Annotated in this window: 20 protein-coding genes; 8 read left to right on the forward strand and 12 right to left on the reverse strand. The window is 59.9% G+C overall.

The genetic code is table 11. The features are described from left to right. Positions 1-502: 502 nt before the first annotated feature. The 3 genes from SIC17_RS03880 (at position 503) to ychF (ending at position 2,966) form a co-directional block, all read left to right on the forward strand. Positions 503-1,153, forward strand: coding sequence for a 50S ribosomal protein L25/general stress protein Ctc (locus SIC17_RS03880; protein WP_291894040.1), 651 nt, complete (start codon positions 503-505; stop codon positions 1,151-1,153). A gap of 98 nt (positions 1,154-1,251) precedes the next feature. After that, positions 1,252-1,860 carry an aminoacyl-tRNA hydrolase gene (gene pth / locus SIC17_RS03885; protein WP_291894042.1) on the forward strand — a complete coding sequence of 203 codons (609 nt, stop codon included), beginning with the start codon at positions 1,252-1,254 and terminating at the stop codon, positions 1,858-1,860. A 5-nt stretch (positions 1,861-1,865) separates the two neighbouring features. After that, positions 1,866-2,966 (forward strand): redox-regulated ATPase YchF, encoded by a 1,101-nt coding sequence (gene ychF, locus SIC17_RS03890; RefSeq protein ID WP_291894044.1) that lies wholly within the window; start codon positions 1,866-1,868, stop codon positions 2,964-2,966. 53 nt (positions 2,967-3,019) lie between these two features. On the opposite strand, the gene SIC17_RS03895 is transcribed toward ychF, so the two are convergent. The 3 genes from SIC17_RS03895 to SIC17_RS03905 form a co-directional block, all read right to left on the reverse strand. Continuing rightward, positions 3,020-4,591 (reverse strand): polysaccharide lyase, encoded by a 1,572-nt coding sequence (locus SIC17_RS03895; protein WP_412546449.1) that lies wholly within the window; start codon positions 4,589-4,591, stop codon positions 3,020-3,022. 701 nt (positions 4,592-5,292) lie between these two features. After that, positions 5,293-7,050 (reverse strand): alpha/beta hydrolase, encoded by a 1,758-nt coding sequence (locus SIC17_RS03900; RefSeq protein ID WP_412546450.1) that lies wholly within the window; start codon positions 7,048-7,050, stop codon positions 5,293-5,295. 144 nt (positions 7,051-7,194) lie between these two features. Further along, positions 7,195-7,740 carry a TetR/AcrR family transcriptional regulator gene (locus SIC17_RS03905; RefSeq protein ID WP_412546451.1) on the reverse strand — a complete coding sequence of 182 codons (546 nt, stop codon included), beginning with the start codon at positions 7,738-7,740 and terminating at the stop codon, positions 7,195-7,197. Between the two features lie 141 nt (positions 7,741-7,881). Here SIC17_RS03905 and SIC17_RS03910 point away from each other — a divergent pair, with 141 nt between their 5' ends. The 4 genes from SIC17_RS03910 (at position 7,882) to SIC17_RS03925 (ending at position 11,172) form a co-directional block, all read left to right on the forward strand. After that, complete coding sequence (locus SIC17_RS03910; protein ID WP_412546452.1) at positions 7,882-8,316, forward strand: group III truncated hemoglobin; 435 nt, start codon at positions 7,882-7,884, stop codon at positions 8,314-8,316. 81 nt (positions 8,317-8,397) lie between these two features. Then, a complete protein-coding gene (locus tag SIC17_RS03915) occupies positions 8,398-9,648 on the forward strand; it encodes a multidrug effflux MFS transporter (RefSeq protein WP_412546453.1) in 1,251 nt (416 codons plus the stop codon). Between the two features lie 23 nt (positions 9,649-9,671). Continuing rightward, positions 9,672-10,559, forward strand: a complete 888-nt coding sequence (locus tag SIC17_RS03920) for a crotonase/enoyl-CoA hydratase family protein (protein ID WP_412546454.1) — start codon at positions 9,672-9,674, stop codon at positions 10,557-10,559. Between the two features lie 43 nt (positions 10,560-10,602). Then, positions 10,603-11,172 carry a hypothetical protein gene (locus tag SIC17_RS03925; RefSeq protein WP_412546455.1) on the forward strand — a complete coding sequence of 190 codons (570 nt, stop codon included), beginning with the start codon at positions 10,603-10,605 and terminating at the stop codon, positions 11,170-11,172. On the opposite strand, the gene SIC17_RS03930 is transcribed toward SIC17_RS03925, so the two are convergent. Continuing rightward, positions 11,169-12,074, reverse strand: a complete 906-nt coding sequence (locus SIC17_RS03930) for a PhzF family phenazine biosynthesis protein (RefSeq protein ID WP_412546456.1) — start codon at positions 12,072-12,074, stop codon at positions 11,169-11,171. The genes SIC17_RS03925 and SIC17_RS03930 overlap by 4 nt on opposite strands. Positions 12,075-12,119: 45 nt before the next feature. Beyond that, complete coding sequence (locus SIC17_RS03935) at positions 12,120-13,013, reverse strand: 23S rRNA (adenine(2030)-N(6))-methyltransferase RlmJ (protein ID WP_412546457.1); 894 nt, start codon at positions 13,011-13,013, stop codon at positions 12,120-12,122. 118 nt (positions 13,014-13,131) lie between these two features. Between SIC17_RS03935 and SIC17_RS03940 the strand changes: the two genes are divergently transcribed. Further along, the gene (locus tag SIC17_RS03940) at positions 13,132-14,607 is read left to right on the forward strand and encodes a S10 family peptidase (protein ID WP_412546458.1); all 1,476 of its coding nucleotides are present in this window, start codon (positions 13,132-13,134) and stop codon (positions 14,605-14,607) included. 245 nt (positions 14,608-14,852) lie between these two features. On the opposite strand, the gene SIC17_RS03945 is transcribed toward SIC17_RS03940, so the two are convergent. The 7 genes from SIC17_RS03945 to petA all read right to left on the reverse strand — a co-directional run bounded on the left by SIC17_RS03945 (position 14,853) and on the right by petA (position 20,220). Further along, on the reverse strand, positions 14,853-15,380 hold the full coding sequence (locus SIC17_RS03945; protein ID WP_291894066.1) for an adenine phosphoribosyltransferase: 528 nt from the start codon (positions 15,378-15,380) through the stop codon (positions 14,853-14,855). 8 nt (positions 15,381-15,388) lie between these two features. Beyond that, on the reverse strand, positions 15,389-16,030 hold the full coding sequence (locus SIC17_RS03950; RefSeq protein WP_412546459.1) for a glutathione S-transferase family protein: 642 nt from the start codon (positions 16,028-16,030) through the stop codon (positions 15,389-15,391). Then, entirely contained in the window at positions 16,031-16,429 is a 399-nt protein-coding gene (locus SIC17_RS03955) for a lysozyme inhibitor LprI family protein (protein ID WP_291894070.1), read from the reverse strand. Positions 16,430-16,501: 72 nt separating this feature from the next. Beyond that, positions 16,502-17,374: an S-methyl-5'-thioadenosine phosphorylase gene (gene mtnP / locus SIC17_RS03960; protein WP_291894071.1), complete on the reverse strand. Its 873-nt coding sequence runs from the start codon at positions 17,372-17,374 to the stop codon at positions 16,502-16,504. Between the two features lie 74 nt (positions 17,375-17,448). Continuing rightward, the gene (locus SIC17_RS03965) at positions 17,449-18,270 is read right to left on the reverse strand and encodes a cytochrome c1 (protein ID WP_412546460.1); all 822 of its coding nucleotides are present in this window, start codon (positions 18,268-18,270) and stop codon (positions 17,449-17,451) included. A 13-nt stretch (positions 18,271-18,283) separates the two neighbouring features. Then, the gene (locus tag SIC17_RS03970; protein ID WP_291894074.1) at positions 18,284-19,594 is read right to left on the reverse strand and encodes a cytochrome b; all 1,311 of its coding nucleotides are present in this window, start codon (positions 19,592-19,594) and stop codon (positions 18,284-18,286) included. Further along, positions 19,591-20,220, reverse strand: coding sequence for a ubiquinol-cytochrome c reductase iron-sulfur subunit (petA, locus tag SIC17_RS03975; RefSeq protein WP_291894077.1), 630 nt, complete (start codon positions 20,218-20,220; stop codon positions 19,591-19,593). Before petA ends, SIC17_RS03970 begins: the two co-directional genes overlap by 4 nt. Positions 20,221-20,303: the final 83 nt, after the last annotated feature.

The following is a 20,303-nucleotide window of genomic DNA, read 5'->3' on the forward strand; positions in this document are numbered from 1 at the left end:
AAATGGCCTTGATGACGAAAAACATCGTCAGCGCGTAAGCGATCAACACGGACGTGCTGAAGACACGCTGTGCCAGGGCGCCTTCGATCTGCCGGCCGGCATAATGTCCTGCCCATCCCGAGACAAAAAAAGCGCCGATGAGGTTGGCGAAAATCAGTGCAGTAAACGCCCCCCCTCCAGGAGCGGGACGTCAAAGATGAGGCTGAATAAAACAAATGCCACCGCAATCATGGCGACAAGTCCTGCAATTCGCCTGAGGTCGAGCGCATTGAACCAGTCCCGATCATCAGGATCACGGCCGTCCCTTGGTTGCGATCTGACATTCACCTCTCCTTACACGCCTCACCTACTGTATTAGCACTGACTCTTACGCGCGCGTGTGGTTGCGCCTCGCGCGGGGTTGGGTTATAGCCCGCCGCTCGAAAGATTACGTGGCACGACGCCAAAGCAAAGACGCTGCCCCCCTCGTAGAGGCGGCGCGCATATTTAAGGAACTGGACCGATGAGCTCCAACATCGTTCTCACTGTAGACGTTCGCGAAGGCACCGGCACGGGCGCGGCTCGCGCTGCCCGCCGTGAAGACCTGGTCCCGGGCGTCCTCTATGGCGGCAAGCTGGACCCGGTTGCGATCAACCTGCGTGGCAATGAAGTCCGCAAGGCCCTGCTGACCGGCAACTTCATCTCTTCCATGATGGAGCTGGACCACGAAGGCAAGCGCCAGCAAGTCATCGCTCGCGATGTTCAATTCCACCCGGTTTCCGACCAGGTCATGCACGTTGACCTGTTCCGCGTTGACGAAGACACCAAGATCAACGTCGAAGTTGCGGTCCGTTTCGTCAACGAAAGCGACTCTCCGGGCATGAAGCGCGGCGGCGTTCTCAACGTCGTACGTCACTCCGTCGAGCTGGTCGTTCCGGCTGGCAACATTCCGGACGCAATCGAAGCTGACCTGACCGGCCTCGACATTGGCGATTCGGTGCACATCTCCGCAATCAAGCTGCCGGACGGCGCGAAGCCGGCGATCGCCGATCGCGACTTCACCGTTGCCACGCTGCAGGGCTCCCGTGCCGTTCTCACGGCTGACGAGGAAGAAGGCGCTGACGTGGCTGCTGACGCGGTCGAAGCGACCGAGCAGAAGAGCGACGAGGACTAGGTCCTCCCTGCTCCCTAGTGGGAGCCGTCGAGCTGAATTCAAAGGCCGCGATCTCGCAAGGGTTCGCGGCCTTGTGCTGAGAGGGGCACGCGAACGCCATGATGATCCTCGCCGGTCTCGGCAATCCCGAGGCGAAATATCTCCGCAACAGGCATAATGTGGGTTTCATGGCGCTGGACGTCATTGCCCAGGCCTATCATTGCGGCCCCTGGCGCAAGCGTTTCCAGGGACTGGCGACGGACCTGGTCATCGGGTCGAACAAGTTTCTCCTGCTCAAACCCCAGACCTTCTACAATAACTCCGGCCACGCGATCGGCGAGGCGGCGAATTTCTTCAAGGTCGATCCGTCCAAGGTCGTCGTCTTCCATGACGAGCTGGACCTGGCGCCGGGCAAGTTCCGTCTGAAGAAGGGCGGCGGCGCCGCCGGAAACAACGGCATCAAATCCACCACCAGCCAGCTGGGACCGGACTTCCTGCGCGGCCGTATCGGCGTCGGACATCCCGGCGACCGCAATCGCGTAACCGGCTATGTGCTCTCGGACTTCTCCAAGGCTGAGGAAAACTGGCTGATCGATTTGCTGGATGCGATCGCAGGCAGTATTGACCTGCTCGGCAAGGGCGAACTCGACGCCTTCCAGACACAAGTGACACACAAGGCACCGGCCCCCGAGCCGGTCAAGCGCGGCCCGCCCGCCAAAGAGGACTAGATCTCATGGGTTTCAAATGCGGCATTGTTGGCCTGCCCAACGTTGGCAAGTCCACGCTCTTCAACGCTCTGACGCAGACCGCTGCGGCCCAGGCGGCGAATTATCCGTTCTGTACCATCGAGCCGAATGTCGGTGATGTGGCTGTGCCGGAACCGCGCCTGGCCAAGCTGGCCGAGATCGCCCAGTCCAAGGAAGTCCTGCCGGCACGCATGAACTTCGTCGACATTGCCGGCCTGGTGGCGGGCGCGTCCAAGGGCGAAGGCCTGGGCAACCAGTTCCTCGCCAATATCCGCGAGACCGACGCCATCGCCTATGTGCTGCGCTGTTTCGATGATGATGACGTCACCCATGTCGCCAACAAGATCGACCCGCTGGCCGATCTCGAGACGGTTGAGACCGAGTTGATGCTGGCCGACCTGGAGAGCCTGGAAAAACGCCGCACCAATCTCGAAAAGAAAGCCAAATCCGGTGACAAGGACGCCAAGGCGACCATCGTCCTGGTCGACCTGGCGCTGGAACAGCTCAACAATGGCAAGCCGGCGCGTTTCGCCGAGGTCAACAAGGATGACGAGAAAGCCTGGAAGGGCCTACAGCTTCTGACCACCAAGCCGGTTCTCTTCATCGCCAATGTCGATGAAAACAGCGCTGCTGACGGCAATGACTACTCGAAAATCGTCTTCAAGCGCGCCGAGGAAGAAGGCGCCCAAGCGGTTGTCATCTCGGCCAAGATCGAGAGCGAGCTGGCCCTCCTGGAAGACGAGGAAGAGCGCGCGGAATATCTCGAGACCATCGGCCTTGAAGAGCCGGGCCTCGACCGCCTGATCCACACGGGATACGCGCTGCTGGGCCTACAGACCTATTTCACGGCCGGCCCCAAGGAAGCACGCGCCTGGACCATTCGCGAGGGCTATACCGCGCCGCAGGCTGCCGGTGTCATTCACGGTGATTTCGAGAAGGGTTTCATCCGCGCCGAGACCATCGCCTATGACGATTATGTCGCCTGTGGCGGTGAAAGCCCGGCCAAGGAAGCCGGCAAGATGCGCGCAGAAGGCAAGGATTACATCGTCCAGGACGGCGATGTGATGCATTTCCGCTTCAACGTCTGATCCTGTAGGCAGGGCCGCACACACCGGTGGCGGCCCGCAGAACCGGCAATGCCTTAATCATGGTTGATCGGGTGTGTGGAGATAACCACATCATCGATCACCACGCGGCCATCATTGACCGGCTGCAGCATCGCATCTCCACCGCCGTAATAGGACGCGAACACAAGCTTGTTGAGACGCAGGCTTTCCGTGTCGCGAAAACGAACGCCTTGCTCGATGAGCGCAAGCTCTCCGTCCAGGGTGACCTCGATGACACCATCGGACAGGCCGGGCGTGTTCAGGCGGATGTGTTGCTCGATCGTATGCCATTCACCGACGCGAAACTGCCTGGTGCCGGAATCGCCGTAGTCCCAAGGCAGGACATCTCCCGTGTCCGACAGCTGTGCCGGGTGATACAGCCGCTGCGCCACATCACCGCCGGGTCGCCAGACGACCGGTGCCGACCACCAGTCCATACCGTTGGCGAGGCTGTCGGGGTTTCCACCCGCCAGGCCGGTCAGCGTACCGCCGGCGCCAAAGTCGAAGCCCGGCTCGAACCGGATCCTGTAGGACAGATACAACTCATCCCGCGCCGGAAGGCTCGTGATCCAGTGCGCGCCGCTATAGCGCTCCCCGACCGCCAGCGCGTCCAGTGAAATCGCCAGGGCCTGCCCCTGGAAGGCCTCTGGCCAGCTGACGATTTCCGCACGCCCTGCGTTCACGCCGCTCACACGCTGAGCATTGCTGAAAAGCGGCTCCAGTTCGGCCGCGGACAGCTTGCCAGTCACGCTGCCGTTGAAATTCTGCACATTGCTGCTGCCAGGCGCCGGGATGGTTCGGGTCTCATAAAGCGGCGTTCCATCACGAAGATGGGCCTCGATGAAGTTCAGGGTGAGATCGAAGAACGTCACGCCATCAACCCCCAGCCGGGTGGTCGCGACCCCGTGCCCGCCGCCGTCCACGGTGTAGAAAGCATAGGGGACCTGATTTAGGTCGGCATCGGCTTGCAGCGCCAGCGCGCTGTCGTAATCGACCGTCGGGTCTTCGTCCCCATGCAGGATGAACAGAGGCGCATCGCCGGCCTGCATGGCGTCGGGAACGATCTGCGCTCCCCAGTAGTCAATCACTACCGACTGTCCGACCGGCGCCAGGCCGGCATCGTCGAGCGCATAGCCGAGCAAAAGGCTGATATACGCACCGGCAGACCGTCCCCAAAGGGCGAACCGGTCGGGGTCCACACAAAGCTCATCCGCATTCTCCTGCACCCATTCAACCGCGCTGCGCGCATCCCCGACCGAACTGGCAATGGTCCTGAGCAATTGCAGGTCTTCCGGCGTGAGCTCGGTGTTTTCATCGACCAGGCTGAGAAAGAGCTGGTACAGCGCATCGATTTCGGGACCGGGCTCGGGGTCATCACCAAAAAGCCGATAATCGATGGCGATACCCACGAAATCGCGTTCGGCCAAGGCTTCACCGCTTTCCGGCCAGACGGACTTCGAGCCTCCGGTAAAACCGCCACCATGGATCATGACCACAAAGGGCCGCGGGTCACCGCATGCCTCGCCGGACTGATAAACATCCAACAACAGGTCAAGCTGGGCGTTGCCGCCGTCAACAGCGGCGCTGCCATAGACAACATCCGTCATACTGAGCGGAGGAGAAGAAGGCGGCGGTGGCGGTGACGGTGGCGCTGGCGGCGAGGGAACGCCACCTCCACCGGAGCCAGACGATCCACCACCACCGCACGCGCTCAAGCTTGCCGCGGCCAAAAAACTCAAAACAACTGCCCTGATATTCAATGTCATCCCCATCCCAAAGCACCACACAAGACGATCGTCAAAGACCGCCCTCAGGACTGGAAACGGAATGAATAATCATATTCCGTCGGTAAGATCGTTTTTTTGCGACCAGACCGCAAATTTTCTCAGCACCGCGCGTTGCTATCTCGGCTTAACCCAGTGGGTCCTCGAGGATTCTCTCGAATACACCCGCATCAATCATGGTGCGAGCCATGAGCAGGCCGGGATTGCCCTTCTTGCGCGGCGTGCCCCCTCGGTTCGCCGGTAAAGTCGAATCCAGCTGCCCGCTTTCGAAATGCCGACGCACATGCGCCGCGCCGCCTCACGCGTGGACAAACCCTCCTCTGCGACCAGACGTTCAACCCGCCAGCGCAGATCCTCGCTCATCGCTCCCGGCACGCTCGCCCGGCCAAATCATCGACTATGACAGGATCAGACTCTCGAAATAAACGAGGAACTGGAGGGGCCCAGGTCATACCTTAAGTGCCGACCCGGCTTAATCAGACTTGAGACCCGTCCGCCCTCGCCTCCACCCACACAATAGCTGGTCAAGGCCAGATGCCTCGAGCCTCGCTTCTGGCCTCCTCGACTGGCTGGGTAGACATAATCAGATCATCGAACAAAATTTCGCTATCATTTATCGGCTGAGCATGCGCCTCGCCGCCGCCAAAATATGCAGAAAAGACGAGTTTATTTATGTAGAGATTGTCGGATTCACGTAGATTTATCCCGTCGATCTGGATGATATTTTCGCCATTTACCGAAACTTCAACCAAACCATCGGCCTCCCCTGGAGTGTTCATTCGAATGAACTGAAGAACGGAATACCACTCCCCAGTGTCAAAATTCCATGGACCTGAGACGGGTACGTTCGGGAGAAAGATGTCACCTGTCGGGTTTGTTTGTTCGAAGTAAGTTAGTCGCTGGGCAATGGTCCCGCTAGGCCGCCAGACAATAGGTGCCGACCACGAATTTACGGTATTCAGGTTACCGCCTGCGAGGCCAGGGAGAGTACCACCAGCATCAAAATCAAATCCGTCTGCAAACTGTACGCGATAAGAAAGATAAAATTCATTGCGCCTGGAAATCGGTGTGATCCAAGAGGCGCCACTGTTATCGGCCCCGACGTTTAGAGCATCAACGCGTATCTCCAATACCTGCTCCGATGCTAAATTTTCCAATTCTGTTACAAATACACGACCCTCCGAGACGCCGTTAATATCGCGTGAATCAGGAAAAAGACTATCTAGGGCCTCGGGGGACACGACCCCCGGTTGAGCACTTTCAAAGTCTTGCACAAAGTTGCGCCCAAGCGACGGCACGGTTCTTTGCTCATAATGAGGGCTACCTCCGGTGAGATGATCTTCAACAAAATCCAGAGTAATTTCCAAGAAGCTCTTGCCATCAACTCCGTTTGTGAAAACCCCTACCTCATCTTTACCGTGTCCGGCCCTGTCTACTGTGTAGAAGCTATATGGCAATTGGGCGAGCTCGAGCTCGTCCTGTATCGATAATGCCTCGGAATATTCAACGGTGAGGTCAGCATTGCCGTGTAGAATGAGCAACGGAGAATCATCAGACCGAATTGTGTCCGGGACGATTAGTGAGCCATAGTAGTCGATAACGGCTAATTGATTTGTGGCCTCGAGTTCTGCGTCGTCCATCACGTAACCAAGTGTCATAGCGATGGTGGCGCCGGCCGACGCGCCCCAAATGGCTATGCGATCTGCGTCCGCGCAAATCTCGTCAGAGTGATCAACGACCCAATCCAACGCCTTTCTCGCGTCTTCGACAGAACTTACAACTGTATCCACATATTGAAGCTGTTCTGTGGTAGGATCGGAGACGTCACTGTTTTCCAGGATCAAATCCCTAAGTGTGCCGTAGGGTGAGCTGATTTCCGGATCATCGCTGAAAATCCGATAGTCTATTGAGATTCCAACAAAGCCGCGGTCTGCAACGGCGGCACCTATCTCCCTCCACAACTCAGCGGATTTGGACCCGCCCGTAAAGCCGCCGCCATGGACAAGTAAAACAACAGGGCGAGGCACCCCACAGGTTTGTCCTGACTGGTAAACATCAAGAAGCAGTTCGACCTCCGCATTACCACCGTCTACTGAGCCCATCGCATATACAACATCCGTCATACTGAGCGGAGGAGAAGAAGGCGGCGGTGGCGGTGGCGGTGGCGCTGGCGGCGAGGGAACAGAGCCTCCACCGGAGCCAGACGATCCACCACCACCGCACGCACTCAAGCTTGCCGCGACCAAAAAACTCAAAACAACTGCCTTGATATTCAATGTCATGCCCTTCCCAAAGCACCACACAAGACGACCGACAAAGACCGCCCTCAGGACTGGAAACGGAATGAATAATCATATTCCGTCGGTAAGATCGGCTTTTCACGAATCTGGCAGAGAGTTTACCCGGCGCAGCGAGCGATATCCGGCTTAACCCAGCGGGTCTTCCAGGATCGTCTCGAATACACCCACATCAATCATGGTGCGGGCCATGATCATGGCGCCCTGGAGCTTGGCGATGAGGGTCAGGGCGGCGCGTTCGCGCGCGTCATCATCGGCAAAGCGCGTATCATCCGCCAGTACCGCCATCAGCCAGTCCCGGTTCCTCTCGAAGAAGACCCGGGCTTCCTCGGCAACATTGCCGGGCAGGCTGGTTACCTCGGCGCCAAACAGACCGCACAGACACATCAGCCGATCCTCGATCATCGAGGTGCGGAAAGCATTGATATAACGCGCGATCTTCTCGTCGACCGTACCCTCGCCTCGAGGATCCCCCAGACCGTGGATGAAACGCTCGTTGTAGCGCTGGGTCATCGCGATCCCGAGATCTTCTTTGGTCGGGAAATGATAGTGCACGCTGGCCGACTTGATCCCGACGCCCCGGGCAAGATCACGGAAACTGAACCCGCCATACCCGCCGGAACGCGCCAGTTTTTCAGCGGCATCGAGTATCTCTTCGGCCTTTTGCGCCCGCATGGCACGCTCCTCTTCTATCAGCTGATAGATAGGAGGGCTCGCCTGTTGCAGCAAGCCTGCGACAGTTTGCAGCGTGCCTCAGGCTTGCGTTATGTGCCCGGTCAATTACATGCATCTTGAATACCAGTTATGGATACCCAGATGAGCACGCCCTACCCGCCCCGCGTCACCGAAGCTCGCGAGAAAGCCCATGCGGACGCAGATCGAGCCGGTATTGACCGACAACTGATCTCTGACCTCGTGGATACATTTTACGAAAATGTGCGCGCTCACCCGGCGCTAGGGCCGATCTTTGACAGGCAGATCCAGGACAATTGGGAACCGCACCTGGAGACGATGAAACAATTCTGGGGCTCACTGGTCTTCCATGACGGCCAGTATTCCGGCCGCCCCATGCCGGCGCACATGAAACTGAAGCACCGTGTCCACCGCGGCCATTTCCAGACCTGGCTGGCACTGTTCGACCAGTCGCTGCAGGAAATCGGTGCCACCGAGGAGGCGCGGAACTGGTTCCTGGAGCGCGCCAATCGCATCGCCAATTCCTTCCAGTTGCAGATGTATTACACGCCACGCTGAACTGAAGTTTTTCCGCCTGGCCGCTTGCTGTAACGCATTTTGAGGCGCAGTCTGCCCCTCCAACCCCGACGGATTGCCCCGATGACGACGTCAAACACCAAAACAGCCGAAGAGCTGCCGCTCCCGGTGTGGGAACTGGTTGCGCTGTTTGTAGCCATGACCGCACTGGTCGCCCTGGCCATCGACATGATGCTGCCGGCCCTGGACGATATCGCCCGGGAACTCAGCGTCGAGCGTGCCAATGACCAGCAATACGTCATCACGACCTATCTGGCCGGGTTCTCGATCACCCAGATCTTCTACGGCCCGCTGGCCGACCGGTTTGGACGCAAGGCGGTGATGCTGACCGCGATCGGGTTGTTTTTGCTCGTGACCGTAATCTGTGCCTTCACCCCGAGCTTCTCCCTCCTGCTGCTCGCCCGTTTCCTTCAGGGTGGTGCAGCCGCCGCCAGCCGCGTCATCACCGTCGCCATCGCCCGCGACCTGACCTCGGGCCGACGCATGGCCGAGATCATGTCCATGGTGATGACCGCTTTCATGGCTGTGCCCGTCCTGGCCCCCAGTATCGGTCAGATCGTGTTGACGATCTTTGGCGACTGGCGAGCGATTTTCGGCTTCCTGATCATTTTCGGTATTGCGCTTGCCGCATGGATCCAGATCCGCCTGCCGGAAACCCTGCATCCGGAATACCGCACCCGGCTGAGCGTTAAGGTGGTGGCCTCTGCCTTTGGCGAGGCGATGAGCAACCGATTGATGCTCGGATACACCCTGGCCAGCATGTCCTTTTTCGGCGGCCTCTACGCCTTCCTGGGTAGCTCGCAACAGATTTTCGTCGAACATTTTGGACTGAGCGATAACCAGTTTCCGATCACCTTCGCGATCCTCGCGACGGGCATGAGTTTCACCAGCTATGCCAATTCCCGCCTGGTCAACCGGCTCGGCCAGAGACGGCTGGCGCATGGTGCGCTGATCGGTTTCACCGGCATCAGTGCGCTGCACGCGCTCATTTTGCTCAGCGGGATTGATAACCTCATCCTGTTCGTGGTGCTGCTGTCCATCGCCCTGGCCTTCCTGGGACTGATAGCCGCCAATTTCAGCTCTATTGCCATGGAGCCGATGGGTCATATCGCCGGCACCGCCTCGGCTTCTTACGGCTTTGTCAGCGGTATTGGGGCGACCATGATCGGCATGTTGATCGGCCAGCTCTACGACGGCACCGCCGTCCCGCTGATTGCAGGCCAGGCGGTTGTCGGCGCGCTCAGCCTGTGCGCGGTGCTGGTGACCGAACGCGGCCGCCTGTTCGGAGTAGGCGAGGATGGCGAGGCAGGCTAGGCTCGCGCCAAAGGGGAGACTTCATGAGTTTTGACACCGTACGCCTCGAGATCGACGAGCAGATTGCCACCATCACGCTGAGCCGGCCGCACCGTCTCAATGCCTTCACCTACGAGATGGGTGATGAACTGATCGGGATATTCGACCAGCTGGATGCGGATGATGACGTCCGCGCCATCATCATCACCGGCGACGGCAAGGCGTTCTGCGCGGGTGCCGACCTGTCCACCGGAGCCGAAACCTTCGACATGGTGGCGCAGACGCAGCACGACGGCACGTTCGATGCGACCGACGAGAAATGGCGTGATCGCGGCGGCGTGCTCAACCTTCGCATCTGGAATTCGAAAAAGCCGATCATTGCGGCGGTCAATGGCGCGTCCGTCGGCATCGGTGCGACCATGATCCTGCCCATGGATATCCGCCTGGCCGGGATGAGTGCGAAATTCGCCTTCCCCTTCGCCAAGCGCGGTATTGTCTGGGATGGCTGCGCCAGCTGGTTCCTGCCGCGTGTGGTCGGTATTTCCACGGCGATGGATTGGGGGCTGACCGGACGGACCTTCAGCTCCGCCGAGGCCTTCGAGAACGGCCTCGTCTCACGCGTCGTCCCGGACGAGGACCTGATGGCAGAGGCCCGTGAACGCGCGCGCCTGATGGCGGAGAACTGCGCGCCGGTTTCGCTCGCCTTGATGCGTCAGATGGCCTGGCGAATGCAGGGAGCTGACCACCCCATGATCGCCCACCGGATCGAAACCCGGGGCATTCTGAAGGCCGGCATGGGCAAGGATGCCGAGGAAGGCGTGATGTCCTTCTTGGAGAAACGGCAACCAAACTTCCCAATGAAGGTTTCCGAAGACTTGCCGGACTGGTACCCTTGGTGGGCTGAGGCGGAAGACGATTATTCTGCGGGCTGAGTTTGCAAACGCTGGGGGCGTTTGACGCGAGGGACGAGGTTTGATGTCTGAACAATCACGCGTGCGCATTGGCGCCGATTTCTACCTGTTGACCCTGTTGATGGTGCCCGTGACCTATCTCCTGCATGAGCTGGGTCATTGGGGGGCCGGTGAAATGCTGGGGGTCGATATGTGGATGACCCTCAACAAGGCCGGGCCAGTTGATCGCTCCTATCCCAGCGAGGAGATCTCTATCCTTGTCTCTCTCGCCGGCCCTGCCGTGACGGTCGCCATCGGCATTTTCGCCTATTTCTACGCCATCATGTTCCGCTCGGCGGTGGCCTACGGCATCTTGTACATCCAGTTCCTGTTGCGCGGGGTCGCGGGAGGCATATCGCTGATCGGCAATCATCCCAATGATGAAGCGGCTGCAGGCCTTGCGCTGGGCATTGGAATCTACCCGATCACGCTGGGCGTAGTGGGCTTCCTGTTCATCCTGCTCTGGGATGCGGCCCGGCGACTCCGTCCGGGCTTTGCGCATAATCTGGGCGCCTATGTGCTGATCAATGCAGCAATCACCGCCATCGTTTTTTCCGACGGGGCCCTGCGCGCGGTAGACTTTCGCCTGCTCTAGAGCAATTCCCCGCGGGAAATCATCACAGCATCTCCGCCGATCATGGCGTCGGTGAGCTGTCCGTTTTCCAGTTTCAACACCAGGCGCAACAGGCTGGGGCGGCCCATCTCGATGCCCTGGTAGACAGAGAGCGCGGTTTCACCATCCGCGAAACCGCCTTGCTCGGCCAGAAGGCCCATGAAGGCCGCTGCGGCACCACCCGTCGCGGGGTCTTCCATAATCCCCAGATGCGGTGCGAACATCCGCACACGCCAGTCATTCGTGTGTTCGGTCGAGGAGGCCTTGGCCACGAGATAGGTCTGAATGGGATTATCGCCGCCGAACATCGCTTCGAAGGCGGAGAGGTTCAGCTGAATGCGGGCCAGGTCATCGGCATAACGCACCGGAATAATGCCGATCGGAACGCCCGCCGACCAGACACCCATGTCCAGCGGAGTATTGAGGAAACAGTCCGGCTCGATGCCAAACGCCTCGGATAACCGGTCCGGGCTCGGGATATCCGCGACGCGTTCGGGCAGGCGCGGCAGGAAAAAACGGGCAGAGCCATGAGTGGCTGAATTGATGCGCGCATCCGCAGTGATATCCCCCACGGTCTCTTCCAGCACATAACGCTTGCGCGTGCCCGGCTCACCACCGGCCTTCAGGGCCAGGGCGATCGCCGACCCCACGGTCGGGTGGCCGGCAAAGGGCAGTTCTTCCTTGGGGGTGAAGATGCGCACGCCCCAGTCAGCGTCACGGCCGCGAGGCTCGGTAATGAACACGGTTTCAGACAGGTTGAACTCGGCAGCAATCGCCTGCATCGCCGCATCGTCCAGATCATCCGCCTCATAAACGACAGCCAGGGGATTACCCGCCATCGGCGTATCGGTAAAAACGTCGAAAGTTTCAAAACGATGGGGCATGCGGTCCTCGCGGTTCGAGCAGAAGTCTCAGGCGACCATTTCGGATCAGTCGGCCAGGTCTTCAAGGTCCTCGTCTGTCAACGCGCCATCGACGCGCCAGCCATACCCATCGCCCTGTGCCAACGTATCGGCGATCCAGGGCAGGCCTGCAGTCAGCTTTTCTTCCAGTGTCCAGGGTGGATTGATGACAACCACGCCAGCGCCGGCCAGCTTGCCCTCGCTCGCCAGGTCCCGGATCCACAGATCCGCGCGCAGGATCTTCTCTGGCGCCAGCTGTTTTTCCGAGATCAGCCATTCCGCCAGGCCGTTGTCGAAGCGGTCGGCGGCCCAGAGATTTTTCAGCGAACGCCAGAACACGAATGTGCCTGTCGGCCACTTGTCCAGCGCCGCCATGACGGCCTCAGCCATGTGCGCCAGCTCATCCTTGTCCTCGAACGGCGGGTCGATCAGCACAAGACCGCGTTTTTCCGGCGGCGGCACCAGCGATTTGAGCGCCTTGTAGCCATCGCGCTGCTCGACCTTCACCCGCTTATCGCGCTTGTAGCGCGCATCCAGCGTTTCGCTGTCCTGGGGATGGAGTTCACACAAATGCAGCCGGTCGCCCTCGCGCATCAGGCGCGTCGCGATCTCCGGCGAACCGGGATAATGGCGCAGGGTGTCGCCTTCATTCATATCGCGAATAATGCCGAGATACGGGGCCAGCAGACTTTCAACCGCGTCAGGCAGCTCCGCGTTGATCAGGCGTCCGATGCCATCCTTCCATTCCGGGCTCCGCGCGGCTTCGTCACCGGCGAGGTCATAGCCACCGATACCGGAATGCGTGTCGATATAGCGGTAGGGTTTGGGCTTGGCGTTGAGATGCTCAACACACTTGGCCAGGACAAGATGTTTGAGAATGTCGGCAAAATTGCCGGCGTGAAAAGCGTGGCGGTAATTCATGGGCGGGCTATAGCGCGCGCCTGCATGTCCTGCAATCGAAGAGCGGACTCACAACGAGTTCACTTTGCGCCGCGGGTTCACCGCTCTAGTTTGGGTCCCAGATCTCGGGGAGAGAAACATGATCCGTTCACTTTGCGCCGCGCTCGCTGCGCTTTGCCTGTCCGTGTCCAGCCTGGCCCAGGACGGCAACACACCGGAACCACGCGTTTACGAGAGCCGCGGCCAGGTCAGCATTGACGGCCAGCGTATCCGCTACAGCGTCACCGCGGGCGAGACCTATCTGGAAGACAATGAAGGCAATCCGGTCGCCTCCATTTTCTCCACCGCCTATATCGCGGACGGCATGACAGACCCGCGCACACGCCCCGTCGCCTTTGTCTTCAATGGCGGACCGGGCTCTGCTAGCCTGTGGCTGCACATGGGCGTATTCGGCCCGCAGCGCCTCGCCCTGCCCGACGCGATGGATGACGGCGCCGCGCCCTTTGACGTCGTCGAGAATGTGTATTCCATCCTCGATGTGGCGGATCTGGTTTTTGTCGACCCGGTTGGCACGGGCTGGAGCCGCACGCTGGGTGAAGGCGAAACGAGCGATTACTGGGGCGTCACCGAGGATGCCGAGAGCCTCGCGACCTTCATTCGCCAGTGGCTGGCCGACAATCAGCGCTGGAATTCGCCCAAATACCTGCTGGGTGAAAGTTACGGCACGCTGCGCATCGGCGCCCTGCTGAACGAGCTGGAAGGGGGGTATACCGACGTGGCCATTAATGGTGTCGCCCTGATCTCCACTGTCGTGGACTTCCGCTATGACGATACCTCGCCGGGCAATGATATCGGCTATGTCGGCCTGATGCCGGGCTTTGCCGCGACCGCCTGGTATCACGGCAAGGTCGACCAGGCCCGCTGGAATGGTGATCTGGAAGCCTTCCTGGCCGATGCGCGCACCTTTGCCATCGAGGAATACATGCCGGCCCTGCTGTATGGCGTGATGCTGGACGAGGGTCGTCGCGCCCGCATCGTCGCCGAGCTGTCCGACTATATCGGCCTGTCCGAGCAATTCATCGACCGCGCCAATCTGCGCATCTCGCTGCAGCGTTTCCAGCGCGAGCTGCGTCGCGATGAGGGCCTGTCCGTAGGCCGTCTCGACAGCCGTTTCACCGGTCTCGAGGTCGACGGTGTCGGCGAAGGTCCGGAAACCGATCCGAGCTTTTACGGCATTGATGCCAGCTTCACGGCCTCCATGCTGGATTATTTCACACGCACGCTGGGCGTTGATATCTCGGACTATTATTCCACCATTGGCGGCGTGCGCGGCTGGAACTGGAATGCCGGAAGGTCAGGCAATAACAACTACATCAATGTCGGTCCGTGGATCGCCCGCGCCATGCGCCAGAACTCAGATCTCGAAGTGCTGGTCGCCCAGGGCTATTACGACCTGGCCACCCCCTTCTTCGCCGCCGAACTGATGTTCAACCAGCCCGGCTTCGTCCAGGACCGTGTAACCTTCACCTATTATGAAGCCGGCCACATGATGTACATCCACGAACCCTCCCTGGAGACGTTCGCACAGGATGTGCGCGAGATGATCGCGGAGTAGTTTCCACACTCACCGTCACCCTGACGAAGGTCCGGGCCCAGTTCGAAGGGCGATGGCGTTTCAGGAACAAGCGCTTTCTGGAGCGGGACCCAGCCTAATGAACTGGGTCCCTGCCTTCGCAGGGATGACGGGGGTAGAAGGCGCAGTTGTCTTCATCCTTTCCCTTAATGGGAAAGGTGTCCGCGAAGCGGGCGGATAGGGTGCGGCCCGAAAGGGCCGACTTGAAACCGCGCCTTCGGCACGCCCTACTCGCCCTCATACTCCACGAGCGAAGACACAGGCACGCCCATCGCTTCGATACGCTTGGCACCGCCCAGGTCCGGCAGATCGATAACAAAGGCTGCGCCGACCACTGTTGCACCGGCACGCTGAAGCAGCTTGATCGACGCCTCAGCCGTCCCACCCGTCGCGATCAGATCGTCGACCAGGAGCACGCGGTCGCCTTCCTTGATGGCGTCGACATGGATCTCGATCGTGTCGGTGCCATATTCCAGCTCATAATCCTCGGCGATGGTGCGATAGGGCAGCTTGCCCTTCTTGCGCACCGGCGTGAAACCGACGGAGAGCTGATGCGCCACAGCGCCGCCCAGGATGAAGCCCCGCGCTTCGGTGCCCGCGACCATGTCGATCTTGGCGCCGGCCCAGGGCTGGACCATCTGGTCGACTGCCACGCGGAACGCGCGCGCATCACCAATCAGGGTTGTTACATCACGGAACATGATCCCCGGCTTGGGATAGTCGGGAATGGTGCGAATAACCGATTTCAGGTCCATGAGAGCCTCTAGAGAGGGTTTTCGTAGGGATTCGTATAGTCTTCTAGCTGGGCTTTGGAATGCCAGTCCAGATAATCTTTCTCCGACAGCAGGGTGTCGCAATAGGACTGGGCTTCGGAATGCAGCTCGACGGCGTAACTTCTGAAACGGCTGGCCACGGGCGTGAAGAAAGCATCCGCGATCGACCACTCGCCGAACATGAATTCGCCGGCGGGCGTCATGACATCATGCCAGAGTGCCTGCATGACAGCGATATCCATCTGGGTGACGTCGTCGAGATCCTTGTAGACACCCTCCCGGCACAGATCCATCGGACAGTGTTCGCGCAGCGACAGGAAACCGGCGTGCATGGATGAGACAGCCGCCCGGGCACGGGCTCGCAACATGTCCTGGGCTGGCCAGAGGTCTGGCTTGCGTTCGGCCGCCCATTCACAGATCGCCAGCGAGTCCCAGATCACGCCATCGGCAGTATGCAGCGCGGGTACGGTGCCACCGGGAGAAATCTCGGAAATGGCCGAGCGGGTTTCCCCCTCATTGAGCGGGACCAGGCGTGTTTCGAACTCGATGCCGGATTTCTGCAGCACAAGCCAGGCGCGCAGCGACCAGCTCGAAAAACGGCGATTACCGATATAAAGGACGGGCAGGCTCAACTAGTTGCTCTCCAGCTCCGATTGGCGGGCGCGTGTCATCGCGACCTGGCAGTCCAGCGTGATATCCGTGCGAGAGGCCTCGCTGACAAACATCAGGGCGCCCCGGCGACCACATTCCGCATCGCGATAGGTCTGCCAGTGCTGATGCGCCGTTTCCAGCATCTCCGCCGCGCGGAACATGCCCCCACTGTCCAGATCGGCCTCCCCGGCCTCCTGGCGGGCATTGTCCAGCGCCGTGTCGAGCTGCCGTTCCGCATCCCGCAACAGATCACGCAGGCAATTATGCCTGGCGCGGTCATTGGTCAGGTGCTGGGAACATTCAACGAGCGGACGGCGCGGCGCGAGGGCCAGGTCCTGGGTGGCAGAGGCCGCCGCCAGGGCAAAAACGAACTCGATCATCGTCTACTCCGATAATGGGTCCGACTTTATGGACGAGCTGGAGGGATTTCAAAAGCCCCCAAATCGGGAATATCAAAACACGCGCGGTACGATAGCCTTGAGACGGTCGACAATTTCCGGATCGCGACTGGCCGGCGGCGTTACCACAGCGGCGTCCAGCACGGTTTCGATGTCATCCGGGCTCGGAGTGCGCTCGACGGCGCTCAGCTGCTCTGTGAGGCCTGTCAGCAGGCGTTTGGCCTTCTCGGTATTGCCACGCATCACGGCGAGCACAGCGGCTACGTCGACACTGTCCTCCTCCTCGTGCCAGCAATCATAATCCGTCACCATCGCCACGGCGGCATAGGGCAGTTCCGCCTCGCGGGCGAACCTTGCTTCGGGCATGTTGGTCATGCCGATCACATCCAGCCCCCAGGACCGATAGAGTTCACTTTCCGCACGGGTGGAGAATTGCGGGCCTTCCATGACCAGATAGGTGCCACCCTTGGTGATCCCGATCCCGGCCGCCTCGCCGGCTTCATAGACCAGCCGGCTCATGCGGGAACACACCGGGTCAGCCATCGGCACATGCGCGACACAGCCTTCACCAAAGAAGCTTCGCGGACGGCCCTGGCTGCGATCAACATACTGGTCCACGACAACGAAATGGCCTGGCGCATATTCCTCGCGCAGGGATCCGCAGGCGGAAATGGCGATGATATCGCTACAGCCTGCCATTTTCAGAGCCGCGATATTGGCGTCATAGGGAACCTTTGAGGGCGGGATGGCGTGGGCAGTACCGTGGCGCGGCAGAAAGACCAGTTCGATCCCGTTCAGCGTGCCCATCGTGAGATCCGCAGAGGGCATGCCCCAGGGCGTCTCCACGCTTTGCGTACGCACATTCTCAAGCCCATCCAGGCTGTACAGGCCTGAGCCGCCGATAATTCCGAGTTTCCAGTTGTTCATGGGATCATCCCCCAAAAGAAAAAGGCTGCGGGCATATGCCCACAGCCTTCAGATCTTGCAAGTGCTGGTAACGCCTAGTGCTCGACGTTCGCCCAGACCTGGCGATAGGCCAGATAGACCAGGATGGCGAACACGAAGAGATACAGCAGAACCATCAGGCCCATGGACTTGCGTGCCTCCATGTGCGGGTCGGAGGCCCAGGCCAGGAAGACGGTGACGTCTTCGGCCATCTGCTCGACCGTAGCTTCGGTACCGTCAGCGTATTCGACCTGGCCGTCGAAAGAGATCGGGGCAGCCATGGCGATCGCACCACCGGTGAAGTACTCATTGTAGTACTGGCCAGGGCTGAGATCGGTGCCTTCCGGAGCCTCTCCATAACCTGTAAGCAGGGCGTAGATGTAATCTGCACCATGCGAACGGGCCTTGACGATCAGGGACAGATCCGGCGGCAGCGCACCGGCATTGGCGGCACGCGCCATCTGTTCATTCTCGAACGGAGCCGGGAAATAATCCGCCGGGATACCCGGACGCTGGAACATGTCGCCATCGTCATTCGGGCCGTCCCAGATCTGGTAGTTCGCCGCGATCTGCATGACGACCGTATTGTCGTTCGGATTCTCGAAGCGCTCATCCCAGAATGGACCAGCAGCCTGCCCCAGATTGCGGAAGCTGATCAGGTCAAGCGAGTGACAGGACGCACAGACTTCCTGATAAACCTGCAAACCACGCTGGAGCTGATACCGCTCGCCATGGTCGCCGTCAGCATACGTGCCGAACGGTCCAGAGAAGATCCATTCGCGTTTTTCCGGCGCGTGTGCATCGCCCTCAAGGGCAGAAGCCGTAGCAGTGAGGCCCAGAGCGGCCAGGCCAGCGGCGATGATGTGAGCCATTTTCATGATCGTCGCTCCCTTAGGACTTATCTGTGCCCAGGACCGCCGCCTCGATGGAGGCCGGACGTTCCTTCGGCTTTTCGATGATGCCCATGATCGGCAGGATCACCAGGAAATAGGCGAAGTAGTAGAGGGTCAGAAGCTGACCGAACCACAGGAATTTGAAGCCTACTTCATGGCCTTCCGCGTCGTGCCCCATGACGAACACCAGATCATCCGGGTTCTTCGCGCCACACCAGCCCAGACCCAGGCAGGCGAGTACGAAGAAGATGAAGAACCAGCGTGTCAGCGGACGGTAACGCATGGAGCGTACGCGGGACGTATCCAGCCAGGGCAGGACAAACAGGATCGCGATGGCGCCGAACATGGCCAGGACACCGCCCAGCTTGGCGTCGATCGGACCGATGTCGAAGGTGACCGCACGCAGGATCGCGTAGAAGGGCAGGAAATACCATTCCGGTACGATGTGCGCCGGCGTCGACAGCGGGTTGGCTTCGATGAAGTTGTCCGCGTGACCCAGAACATTCGGCATGAAGAAGACGAAGGTTGCGAAGACCATCAGGTAGACGATGATCGCGAAGCCGTCCTTGACCGTGTAGTACGGGTGGAAGGGCAGCGTGTCCTTCTTGCCGGAATCGCCCTTGCGGACGTCCAGTCCGACCGGGTTGCCATTGCCCGGCACGTGCAGGGCCCAGATGTGCAGGCCAACCACGCCGGCGATAACAAAGGGCAGCAGGTAGTGCAGGGAGAAGAAGCGGTTCAGCGTGGCCTGACCAACGGAGAAACCGCCCCACAGCCATTCGCGGATCGCGTCACCGACAAACGGCAGCGCACCGATCAGGTTGGTGATCACCATAGCGCCCCAGTAGGACATCTGGCCCCACGGCAGGACATAACCCATGAAGGCCGTGGCCATCATCAGAAGGTAGATCACGACACCCAGGATCCACAGGATCTCGCGCGGCGCCTTGTAGGAACCGTAATAGAGACCGCGGAACATGTGCAGATAGACCGCAACGAAGAAGAAGGCCGCGCCATTGGCGTGCATGGACTGGATCATCCAGCCGAAATTCACGTCGCGACGAATGCGCTCGACACTGTCGAAAGCCATGCTTTCGTGCGGCACATAGTGCATGGCGAGGATGATACCGGAGATGATCTGGATCATCAGGAAGACGGCGAGAATGCCACCGAATGTCCACCAGTAGTTCAGGTTACGCGGCGTCGGGAAGTCAACAAAGCTGTCCCAGCCCAGGCGGATGATCGGCAGGCGATCATCTAGCCAACGCGTGAAGCCGGATTTCGGCTCGTAGGTCGAAGGTCCGCTCATGCTACTGCCCACCCCGAGTTTGCTGCTTCTTCGCCAGACAGGCCGAGCTTAACGACCGTCTCGCTTTCGAAGAAATAATCCGGAACCGGAAGGTTTTCCGGAGCCGGTCCGCGACGGATGCGTGCGGACTTGTCGTAGTGCGAGCCGTGGCACGGACAGTACCAGGCTTCGTACTCGCCACCCTGAGAGGTTTCCTGGCTCGTCGGAACGCAGCCGAGGTGAGTACAATTGCCTTTGACAATCAGGAATTCCGGGCGAAGGACGCGGTTCGCGTCATAGGCCGGAGCACCTTCCATGCCCGCATTCTCGTTACGTGCGTCTTCATCCGGCAAGGCCGACAGGTCAACGTCACGGGCGTCGGCGATCTCCTCTTCCGTACGGTGACGGATGAAGACCGGCGCCCCGCGCCACATCACTGTGATTTCCGATCCCGCAGAAACCTGCGAGACATCGACACGGATGGAACCCAGTGCAAGCGTATCCGCTGCCGGGTTCATCTGGTCGACGAACGGCCAAGCTACAAGACCGCCACCGACAGCGGCCGCGCCGCCTGCAGCGATATAGATGAAGTCGCGACGGGACGGTTCTTGACCGTGTCCGTCGGGCGCGCCGTTGTGTTCCGTCACGAGCCGACCTCTTCTCTTCGTGTTTACGGGTCCACGCAAGTGCGTGTCCCTGCCCCAGAAAATCGCCAAATCTGCGTTCACAG

The sequence above is a fragment of the Maricaulis sp. MIT060901 genome (assembly GCF_047123815.1).
In the GTDB taxonomy this organism is placed as follows: Bacteria; Pseudomonadota; Alphaproteobacteria; order Caulobacterales; family Maricaulaceae; genus Maricaulis.

What these genes read in the sequence shown, in the direction of transcription:
- SIC17_RS03900 (WP_412546450.1), bottom strand. Translation starts at nt 7,050, where the DNA reads ATGACATTGAATATCAAGGCAGTTGTTTTGAGTTTTTTGGTCGCGGCA.
- SIC17_RS03905 (WP_412546451.1), bottom strand. Translation starts at nt 7,740, where the DNA reads ATGCGGGCGCAAAAGGCCGAAGAGATACTCGATGCCGCTGAAAAACTG.
- SIC17_RS03915 (WP_412546453.1), top strand. Translation starts at nt 8,398, where the DNA reads ATGACGACGTCAAACACCAAAACAGCCGAAGAGCTGCCGCTCCCGGTG.
- SIC17_RS03920 (WP_412546454.1), top strand. Translation starts at nt 9,672, where the DNA reads ATGAGTTTTGACACCGTACGCCTCGAGATCGACGAGCAGATTGCCACC.
- SIC17_RS03880 (WP_291894040.1), top strand. Translation starts at nt 503, where the DNA reads ATGAGCTCCAACATCGTTCTCACTGTAGACGTTCGCGAAGGCACCGGC.
- SIC17_RS03970 (WP_291894074.1), bottom strand. Translation starts at nt 19,594, where the DNA reads ATGAGCGGACCTTCGACCTACGAGCCGAAATCCGGCTTCACGCGTTGG.
- SIC17_RS03930 (WP_412546456.1), bottom strand. Translation starts at nt 12,074, where the DNA reads ATGCCCCATCGTTTTGAAACTTTCGACGTTTTTACCGATACGCCGATG.
- mtnP (WP_291894071.1), bottom strand. Translation starts at nt 17,374, where the DNA reads ATGAACAACTGGAAACTCGGAATTATCGGCGGCTCAGGCCTGTACAGC.
- SIC17_RS03925 (WP_412546455.1), top strand. Translation starts at nt 10,603, where the DNA reads ATGTCTGAACAATCACGCGTGCGCATTGGCGCCGATTTCTACCTGTTG.
- SIC17_RS03910 (WP_412546452.1), top strand. Translation starts at nt 7,882, where the DNA reads ATGAGCACGCCCTACCCGCCCCGCGTCACCGAAGCTCGCGAGAAAGCC.
- SIC17_RS03955 (WP_291894070.1), bottom strand. Translation starts at nt 16,429, where the DNA reads ATGATCGAGTTCGTTTTTGCCCTGGCGGCGGCCTCTGCCACCCAGGAC.
- ychF (WP_291894044.1), top strand. Translation starts at nt 1,866, where the DNA reads ATGGGTTTCAAATGCGGCATTGTTGGCCTGCCCAACGTTGGCAAGTCC.
- SIC17_RS03940 (WP_412546458.1), top strand. Translation starts at nt 13,132, where the DNA reads ATGATCCGTTCACTTTGCGCCGCGCTCGCTGCGCTTTGCCTGTCCGTG.
- SIC17_RS03945 (WP_291894066.1), bottom strand. Translation starts at nt 15,380, where the DNA reads ATGGACCTGAAATCGGTTATTCGCACCATTCCCGACTATCCCAAGCCG.
- SIC17_RS03965 (WP_412546460.1), bottom strand. Translation starts at nt 18,270, where the DNA reads ATGAAAATGGCTCACATCATCGCCGCTGGCCTGGCCGCTCTGGGCCTC.
- SIC17_RS03895 (WP_412546449.1), bottom strand. Translation starts at nt 4,591, where the DNA reads ATGACGGATGTTGTCTATGGCAGCGCCGCTGTTGACGGCGGCAACGCC.
- SIC17_RS03935 (WP_412546457.1), bottom strand. Translation starts at nt 13,013, where the DNA reads ATGAATTACCGCCACGCTTTTCACGCCGGCAATTTTGCCGACATTCTC.
- pth (WP_291894042.1), top strand. Translation starts at nt 1,252, where the DNA reads ATGATGATCCTCGCCGGTCTCGGCAATCCCGAGGCGAAATATCTCCGC.